Source organism: Bradyrhizobium sp. (genome assembly GCF_016462955.1).
GTDB lineage: Bacteria > Pseudomonadota > Alphaproteobacteria > Rhizobiales > Xanthobacteraceae > Bradyrhizobium.
Map to the genome: position 1 here is coordinate 445 of NZ_JAEMSD010000244.1, position 7719 is coordinate 8163.

Annotated in this window: 11 protein-coding genes; 7 read left to right on the plus strand and 4 right to left on the minus strand. The window is 64.5% G+C overall.

The features are described 5' to 3' along the window. The 3 genes from JHD07_RS22775 to JHD07_RS22785 form a co-directional block, all read left to right on the plus strand. Nucleotides 1-359, plus strand: a 359-nt coding sequence (locus tag JHD07_RS22775) for a thiamine pyrophosphate-dependent enzyme (RefSeq protein WP_291626091.1), incomplete at its 5' end; no start/stop codon positions are given. A gap of 38 nt (nt 360-397) precedes the next feature. Further along, nucleotides 398-913: a hypothetical protein gene (locus JHD07_RS22780; protein ID WP_291626093.1), complete on the plus strand. Its 516-nt coding sequence runs from the start codon at nt 398-400 to the stop codon at nt 911-913. A gap of 281 nt (nt 914-1194) precedes the next feature. Beyond that, nucleotides 1195-2157 (plus strand): tripartite tricarboxylate transporter substrate binding protein, encoded by a 963-nt coding sequence (locus tag JHD07_RS22785; RefSeq protein ID WP_291626095.1) that lies wholly within the window; start codon nt 1195-1197, stop codon nt 2155-2157. A 59-nt stretch (nt 2158-2216) separates the two neighbouring features. Here the strand turns inward: JHD07_RS22785 and JHD07_RS22790 are convergent, their stop codons facing one another. After that, nucleotides 2217-3164, minus strand: coding sequence for a hypothetical protein (locus JHD07_RS22790; RefSeq protein WP_291626097.1), 948 nt, complete (start codon nt 3162-3164; stop codon nt 2217-2219). 265 nt (nt 3165-3429) lie between these two features. Further along, the gene (locus tag JHD07_RS22795; RefSeq protein ID WP_291626099.1) at nt 3430-3663 is read right to left on the minus strand and encodes a DUF3551 domain-containing protein; all 234 of its coding nucleotides are present in this window, start codon (nt 3661-3663) and stop codon (nt 3430-3432) included. A gap of 252 nt (nt 3664-3915) precedes the next feature. Between JHD07_RS22795 and JHD07_RS22800 the strand changes: the two genes are divergently transcribed. The 4 genes from JHD07_RS22800 to JHD07_RS22815 all read left to right on the plus strand — a co-directional run bounded on the left by JHD07_RS22800 (nt 3916) and on the right by JHD07_RS22815 (nt 6240). After that, entirely contained in the window at nt 3916-4248 is a 333-nt protein-coding gene (locus JHD07_RS22800) for a hypothetical protein (RefSeq protein ID WP_291626100.1), read from the plus strand. A 162-nt stretch (nt 4249-4410) separates the two neighbouring features. Then, on the plus strand, nt 4411-4899 hold the full coding sequence (locus JHD07_RS22805; protein WP_291626102.1) for a hypothetical protein: 489 nt from the start codon (nt 4411-4413) through the stop codon (nt 4897-4899). Between the two features lie 56 nt (nt 4900-4955). After that, nucleotides 4956-5438 (plus strand): transcription elongation factor GreA, encoded by a 483-nt coding sequence (gene greA / locus JHD07_RS22810; protein WP_291626104.1) that lies wholly within the window; start codon nt 4956-4958, stop codon nt 5436-5438. 124 nt (nt 5439-5562) lie between these two features. Further along, entirely contained in the window at nt 5563-6240 is a 678-nt protein-coding gene (locus JHD07_RS22815; protein ID WP_291626106.1) for a hypothetical protein, read from the plus strand. Nucleotides 6241-6268: 28 nt separating this feature from the next. Here the strand turns inward: JHD07_RS22815 and JHD07_RS22820 are convergent, their stop codons facing one another. Both JHD07_RS22820 and JHD07_RS22825 read right to left on the minus strand, forming a co-directional pair. Further along, nucleotides 6269-7042 carry an SDR family NAD(P)-dependent oxidoreductase gene (locus JHD07_RS22820; protein ID WP_291626108.1) on the minus strand — a complete coding sequence of 258 codons (774 nt, stop codon included), beginning with the start codon at nt 7040-7042 and terminating at the stop codon, nt 6269-6271. Nucleotides 7043-7326: 284 nt separating this feature from the next. Further along, on the minus strand, nt 7327-7719 hold a 393-nt coding region (locus JHD07_RS22825; RefSeq protein ID WP_291626110.1), incomplete at its 5' end, for a hypothetical protein.

The following is a 7719-nucleotide window of genomic DNA, read 5'->3' on the forward strand; positions in this document are numbered from 1 at the left end:
GCGCGGCGATCGCCTGCCCGGACCGCAAGGTCATCACCATGGTCGGCGACGGCAGCGCGATGTACACGATCCAGTCGCTGTGGACGCAGGCGCGCGAGAACCTCGACATCGTCACCATCGTTTTCGCCAACCGCATCTACCAGATCCTGCGCGGCGAGTTCGACAATGTCGGCGCCGGCGAGCCCGGCCAGCGTGCCAACGACATGCTCCGGCTCGACCGCCCGACGCTGGATTTCGTGGCCCTCGCCAAAGGCATGGGCGTGCCCGGCCGCGCCGTCACCAACGCCGACGAGTTCAACAAGGCGCTGGCCGAAGCCGTTGCAGAGCCGGGCCCGCGCCTGATCGAAGTCCAGATGTAGGACGCCAGCAGCCAGAGCGCCGCAAGCCCGGAGGCACCATGCAGACCGAGCTGAACAAGGTGATCGCGGCTGTCAGGGACTTCTACGCCCAAGAGACTTTCCTGTTCGAGAAGGACGTCGGCGAGCGGGCGGTCACGCACCGTTTCGCCGTGCACCTGGAGAAGCATTTTCCAGGCTGGTCGACCGACTGCAATTACGACCGGCTCGGCGAGCGCACGCTGCACCTGCCGCACGGCACCATCATCTCGACCGACGACCATCTCGGCAAGTCCATCTACCCCGATGTCGTCGTGCATCAGCGCGAGATCCCCAATAACCTGCTCGCGGTCGAGATCCGCAAGGCCAGCAATCACACGCCGCTGGAGCACGACCAGCACAAGCTGAGGGCGCTCACCGACGTGCATGTCTGGTTTCCGTTCTGGATTGGCTTGCTGCTGGTGCTGGACCGACATTCGGTCACGATGTCGGAAGTCTATGTCAGCGCGGCCCTCGATGAGGCGCAGTCGCGCTGGTTCGCAAGCCGGCTGCGGGAGAGCGGCTTAGCGGCCTCTTAGACCCTTGCCCTCGCTGCTGTCTCCCCAATCCCGGATTCCGTGATCCTTCGGTCCGCGAAGGCCCTTAGGCGCATCTTCTCGTCATCGCGCATCAGACAGAAGTAATCCTCTTTCGACCGGCGCGCATTTGCAATGTGGTTCCATTGCCGAGAGGGCGGCCACATAGCATTTATTGAATGGTCTACCGCGGCAAGTTCCTGGGCGACGTCCAGCCGAACGGACGTGCGGGCTTGTCGAACTCAATGAGGATTCCTGCTGTGCGCTTCGTTCGATCTCTTGCCTTGCTGGCCGCATCCGTCCTGACCGCATCGGTGCTCGTGAATGCGAGTGCCGCGAGCGCCAGCGCCTGGCCCAGCCGCACCATCAAATTGATCGTGCCGTTTCCTCCCGGGGGCGCCGCCGATACCGTCGCACGCATTTACGCGGACAAGCTGAGCGAGGCGCTCAAGCAGACCGTCGTGATCGAGAACAAGGCAGGCGCAGGCACTGCGATTGCTGCCGAAGCCGCCGCCACCGCGGAGCCCGATGGCTACACCTTGTCCCTCGCCCCCGCCGGGCAGCTCACCATCCTGCCGCATATCAACAAGGAGATCAGGTACGATCCCTTCAAGAGCTTCGTTCCGGTGTCGAACCTGGCTACGGTTCCCTATGTGCTGGCAGTCAGCCCGGACACGCCGATCTCGAACGCCAGGGATCTCGTTGCCGCCGCGAGCAAGGATCCCGGCAAATTGACCTACTCGTCCTGTGGTCCTGGCACCCTCTGCCATCTGAGCGGCGAGCTCTTCCAGCGCCAAACCGGCACGAAGCTTCTGCATGTGCCGTTCAAGGGCAGCGCCCCCGCGGTCAACGCACTGCTGGGCAACGTCGTCAACCTGTCGTTCGACACGCTGACCGTGCTCGCGCCCCAGATCCGCGACGGCAAGGTCAAGGGCCTGCTCGTCACCAGCCGCGAGCGTTCGTCACAGCTGCCCGACGTCCCCACCGCAGCCGAAGCCGGCGTGTCGGACTTCGTCGTCGATTCCTGGTTCGGCCTGGTCGCGCCGGCAGGGACCCCGGCCGAGATCATCCAGCGCCTGAATGCGGAAGTCGTACGCATCGGAGCTCAAGCCGATGTTCGAGCCCGCCTGGAGACTCAGGGACTGCTCGTCACCACGTCGACGCCCGAGGGATTCACGGACATCATCAAGGCCGATTACGCCCGTTGGGGCAAGGTGATCAAGGATTCCGGCGTCGAGGTTTTCTAAGCCACGGCCCATCGAAGCGCGCCACGCTTGCCGGCGGAAGACGGGGCGAGCTGCCCCGCTCAGAACTTGAAGCTGCTCTGGATGAAGGTGCCGTAGCGGTCGACCTGATAGGTCTGCGCCTGCCCCGGTGCTCCGCTCGCAGGCTCGGTGAAGTCGTTGATTCCTGTGTGCCAGTACCGGGCGCCAATGCCCACACTCGCGTTGGGCGTGACGGCATAGGACATCACTGTCTCGAGCTGGAAGCCATGGCCGTAGCCGCGAGACGGCTCGGTGCCGAAGGTGAAGTAGTGCGTGTCGAAAGCCCTCACGTCGGAATACGTGTAGGCGGCATCGACGGTGAGCTTGAGCGCCGGCGTAAACCAGAGATCGGCCACCGCGCCGGCGCGGACGGAGTGCAGGATGTCCCGCTCGGTGATGACCTTGACGTTGCCGGCGAGGACGCCGGCGCCTTCGCAGATTTGGCCGCCGGGCACCGTCTGCCGGCATCCCCATGCATCTGCCAGCTCGCCGCGGTAATGATAGCCGACGAAACCGCCCAGGCGAAGGCGCGGCTCCGCGTTGACGGGACGTGACTCGTAGAAGGAATAGCCGACATCGAGGTTGGCGTAGCCCAGGAAGCCGCGGGTCTGGCTCTCCGTCTTCGTGTACGGCCCGTTGAAGAAGGGCGGAAAATCCTCGTCGTTCATGGTGCCGCCGGTGATGCCGCCAAATCCTCCGTAGCCCTTGACGAAGAACTTCATCGGGCTGTCGAGCCGGAAGAAAACCTCTCCCGAATGCGTGCTCATGTTGTGATAGTCGAGCCGCGAGATGACCGGAGAGTATCGCGAGCCGGTGGTGTGCAAGTCGTAGGCGGTGCGGCCGATGCTGTACCAGTACCGTGCGCCGACCTCGACCTGCCAAAGATTGAGCGGCTCGGGAGTCCTGACGGCCTTGATCGGCAGGTCGGCGGCGATTGCCGGTGCGGCGAGCATGAAGCAGCTGAATGCGATGAATGCGGCCTTGTGCACGATGTCCCCAACCAGCCTGTCCTGAAATGCGAATCGGAATGAGTACTTCGAGTCGAATTGTCGGGACTTGCTGCAGACGAGCAATCCGCATCTTCGCCCGCGCGGCGGATTTGCGGCCAGTTGTGGCAACTTGGCACCACACGCGAGAGTTCGGGGACGATGCAGCTGCAAGGCGCATGAATGAAATGCGGAGCCCCGGCGGTTGATCCGCCGAGGCTAGGCGTGCGCTGTCGCGCACACCGCACTGTCTTCAGCCGCGCTCCCGTCAGTAATAGTAGGGCTGCGAATAGGCGTAGCGCGGGTTGATGCCGCAATAGGCCGACGTGCCGGACGCCGTGGCAGCACATTGCTGATAGGTGGCGAACTGGCAGTTGCCGGGATAGCCCCAGCTGCGGCCTTGCAGGCAGAACCTGTCATTCGCGGCCTGGGCCGGCGCCGCCGACAAGGACGCGGCGATCAGGGTTGCGAACGATGCAAGCGTGAGGATGGTGCGACGCATTTCAATCTCCTTCGATGGGGTCGAACCGCCGTGCCCAGGCGTTCCGGGCGACGGATGCACGGTCATGCCTGTTGGTGTCGGCATGGCGCGGTGCGTTCGAGGTGAGGCACATCATGACGCAGGCCATGGCTTGCAATGTGATCTCCACCACAGTTCCGGCGTGGGATCGGACCTATCGTCGATGGACTTGCACGCGTCGATGCCGGAGGCCTAGGTTGGCTCATTCGGATCAAGCATTTTTTGGAGGTTCTGATGCAGAAATCATATTTGCTGGCCGCGGCGGCAGCGCTCGTGTTCGTGATGCAAGCGCCGCTTGCCCTGGCGCAGGGAGCGCCGGCCGCCGGCGGAACCGCGGCGCCTGCCGCGACAACCACTGCGCCGGCTGCGACAGCGACCGCGCCGAGCGCCACCACCGACAGTTCCACGACCGACGCCAAGAAAGGCGCCGCGAAGAAGCCGGCCAAGAAGAAGATGACCCGGCAGCAGGAGATCGATCATTCGGTCGACACCGGAACCGTGCCTTCGCGCTACCGCAGCTCGGTCCCCAAGCAGTACCAGCAATACATCCCGTTCGATAAGCAATAAGGTCTGCATGGTGGGGCGGCGGTCGCACCGGCTGCGGCGCCGTTGCCCATTGAAGGATGGTCTTGGCCATGGGATCAAGCCACATACATTGTGGCGATCCGAAGCGCTATTTGAGCGAGGCGAATGCCGCTTCGCTCCAAAGGCCAAAGTCCGGGGGAAGGAATGAGCGAGGACGGGAAGGATGCTGGTCTGGTGGCCATGATCACCAGCATCCTGGGCGGCAACAAGCGCGCAGACACCCCGCCGCTCGCCGAAGCTCCTCCGACGGCCCCGGCGAACGAGCCCGAGGCGGTCGAGGCGGCCGCCGGCGACGCCGCGCCGGCTGAACCCGAGATCAGGTCCGAGCCTCCACCCGTTACCGCGCCGGCCGAAACGAAGACGGTCGAGCCGCCGGCAAAGATCGCCACAACGCCGGATGGCCGTAAATTGCTTCCCGCCGAGGCCATCGCCGACCTCGTGCTCGGCGAGTTGCGCAAGATGGACGGTTTTCCGGCCTCCGGCGTCTCGGTCACGGTCTATGGCTACCGGAACTGGAACGCCATGCTGACCTTCGCGCCGTTCTCGACCAGTTTCCAGAACGCGACCCGGTTCCGCCAGGCCCTGCCGGATCTCGTCTTCAAGCTCCGTCGTTTCGTCGAACTTGAGATATAGTTCGATATTTCGCGGCGCCTGGCGCCGCCATCGAAACAGCTCGACAGGATATTCAATTGAGCGTCGCCTTCACCAAGGAAGAGAGCGCCGAAACCGCGTCCGAGACGCTGTTGCCGGATCGCCCGATCTCGCCGCATCCCAACCTCGTGACGGAAGCCGGCCTTCTTGCGTTGCAGGCGCAGCTTGCCGAGGCGCGCAAGGCCTATGAAGCCGCACAGGCGATCGAGGACGTCAACGAGAAGCGCCGGCAGTCGGCCGTGCCCCTGCGCGATGCCCGCTATCTCACCGAACGCTTGCGCACGGCGCAGGTGATGCCCGATCCTGGCGCGACCGACACCGTCGCCTTCGGCAGCACCGTGACCTTCAGCCGCGCTGACGGCCGGGTGCAGACCTACCGCATCGTCGGCGAGGACGAAGCCGATCCCAAGGCGGGGACGATCTCGTATGTCTCGCCGGTGGCGCGGTCGCTGATGGGAAAGGCGGTCGGAGACGTCGTCGGTTCGGGCGCGCAGGAGATCGAGGTCCTGTCGATTGCGTAGGCGCGGTCAGGCCGATCACGATGATGGCTATCGACAGGAGCGATGCCGTTCGCCTAAAGCATGCGCCATGGGTTTCCTCGGTATCGATGGTCTGCGCCTTGTCCGCGAAACAAAGCTCGGTTGAATGAGACGGTTTCTGTCCGGCGCATTGCCATTCTACGCGCTGGCCGGACTGGCCATGTGCATGTACCTTGTCCTGTACAGGACGAACCTGTTCGACTTGAACGCAATCGTCCAGGGCGCGAGCGGCTCGTGGTGGTTTCCCGCCTTCATGTTCGTCTGCGTGCTCATGGAGTCGGTCTTCCCCTATTTCGGTTATTTTCCCGGCACGGCGCTCATCCTGATGTCCGTGGCGCTCAATCCGCAGTCCGCCGACGCCTCGGTGTTTGCCGTTGCGTGGCTCGCCATCATCCTGGGCGCCGTCTTGAGTTACGGACAGGCGCGCTTTTTCAGGCCGCTCTTGCAGCGGGTCGCCTCGAAAGCGGCACTGCGCCGCTGCGAGTCGCTCCTCCACGCCTATGGTCGCTACGCGCGGATTGCCTTGTTCGTTCATCCCAACGCATGTGCGATGTATTTCACCGCACTCGGACTTCTCGGCGGCAAGCTGTGGCGCGAACTCGCTTATCTCTGCGTGGGTGCAACGGCTGCCGTGAGCATTCTGTTCGTCATCGTGACCCGGATCGTGTCGGCGGTCGGCCCCACCGAAAATGGCGAGTTGCAGGTGCTGCTGGCGGCCGCGCTGGCCGCGCTGGGCACTCTGGTCGGCCTCTATGCGGCGTGGCGGCCGGAGCGGGCGGCGTGAAGCCTGCTCCGTCATTGCGCCCTGTGCGCTACACCTCCGGTAGCGCGACGCCCGTCAGCTTGCTCAATCTGGCAATGAGCGCGTCCTGAAATGTCGGATCGGTTGCCTCGCTCGCCGGCTGCTCCTGCCGGAGATGATGCCAGTAGCGCCCGCTGACCATGGCGGCGGGATCATCGCTCACCGCCAGCCAGGTTTGCGTCCGTTGCCCGGTGTCGATATCGACCGGCGCGCCCGCGCCGCCCATCCTCGTGCGTACCCAGCCGGGATCAACGGCGTTGCAGAGAACGTTTGGCCAGCGTCGTGCCAGCGCAAAGGCGAGCGCGACGACATGCAGCTTGCTCTCGGCATAGGCCTTGGAAGCATTCCAGGCCCGCTTCGTCCAATCGAGATCGTCGAGCGAGCCTTCTCCTCCGCGGTGCAATCCGCTGCTGAGATACACCAGCCGGCCGGGCCGCGCGATCAGGGCCGTCAGCATGTACGGCGCAAGCGTGTTGATGGCGAGCGTCTCGGCATGGCCTTCCGGCGTCGCGCCGCGGCTCGGCCGCGTGTAGACGCCGGCATTGTGGATGACCGCGTCCATGCGCCCGATCGCATTGACCTGGTCCGCGATGCTTCTCGTCTCCGCGGCACTGCTGAGGTCGCCAACCACCAATCCCTGGGCACGCGAGGTGAGCCCGCCGAGCGATGCGGCACGATCGGCCGAACGCGCATGCAGCACCACGCCGTGGCCTTGATCGAGCAGCGATTGCGCTGCCGCGCGGCCGAGGCCGTCCGTGCTACCTGTGATGAAGATGGTCGCCATGCGTTGCTCCTCCGGATGTTCAAGACGGACTCTCACGATCTGGCCACTTGATTACCTCCAATGGATAACCGGTTGCCAGAGCTTGGATCCTTCGCCCTCCCATCAGCGACGCACGCCGGCGCGGGGCGTTCCTGAGGCAATTGAATCCCAAGGGCTTTCCCAAAGGGCCATGCCGACGCTGCAACTGGCGCGCAACTTGCTCATGCGCGTATGACGATCGACTCGAATTGTCATACTAAGATATGATCATCTGACGGGATCGTCATACGGCGTGCAAGGGCTCATCAAGCGCCGTGACCGACGATGGGGGGTAAATTGCGTAGAAGTTCATGGCGCCTGGCGCTGGCAGGCATGACATTGTCCGGGTTTGCAGCCGGCGAATCCGTCAACGCGCAAACCGGCCCGGCCTCGACCGTGTCAGCCGCGTTGCCGCCGGTCACGGTGATTGCGCCGGAGCCGACGCCAAAGCGTGCGCGGCAATCCAGGCCGTCGCAAGCCCGGACTGCCACGCCCGGCGCGCAGCGCACGCGCCCCGCGCAGCCGGCATCCTCTCCGGGGCTTTGGAATGCGAACGGCGCGACCGTCGGCCGCGGCGACGTGTCGAGTTCGGTCACCGCCCTGCCGGCGGGCGTGACGGTGGTCGACGCGCCGGCGTTCAGCCGGCTCGCGGTGTCGAC

Coding starts and splice junctions, on each gene's coding strand:
- JHD07_RS22780 (WP_291626093.1), top strand. CDS start 398: ATGCAGACCGAGCTGAACAAGGTGATCGCGGCTGTCAGGGACTTCTAC.
- JHD07_RS22795 (WP_291626099.1), bottom strand. CDS start 3,663: ATGCGTCGCACCATCCTCACGCTTGCATCGTTCGCAACCCTGATCGCC.
- JHD07_RS22800 (WP_291626100.1), top strand. CDS start 3,916: ATGCAGAAATCATATTTGCTGGCCGCGGCGGCAGCGCTCGTGTTCGTG.
- JHD07_RS22805 (WP_291626102.1), top strand. CDS start 4,411: ATGAGCGAGGACGGGAAGGATGCTGGTCTGGTGGCCATGATCACCAGC.
- JHD07_RS22815 (WP_291626106.1), top strand. CDS start 5,563: ATGAGACGGTTTCTGTCCGGCGCATTGCCATTCTACGCGCTGGCCGGA.
- JHD07_RS22820 (WP_291626108.1), bottom strand. CDS start 7,042: ATGGCGACCATCTTCATCACAGGTAGCACGGACGGCCTCGGCCGCGCG.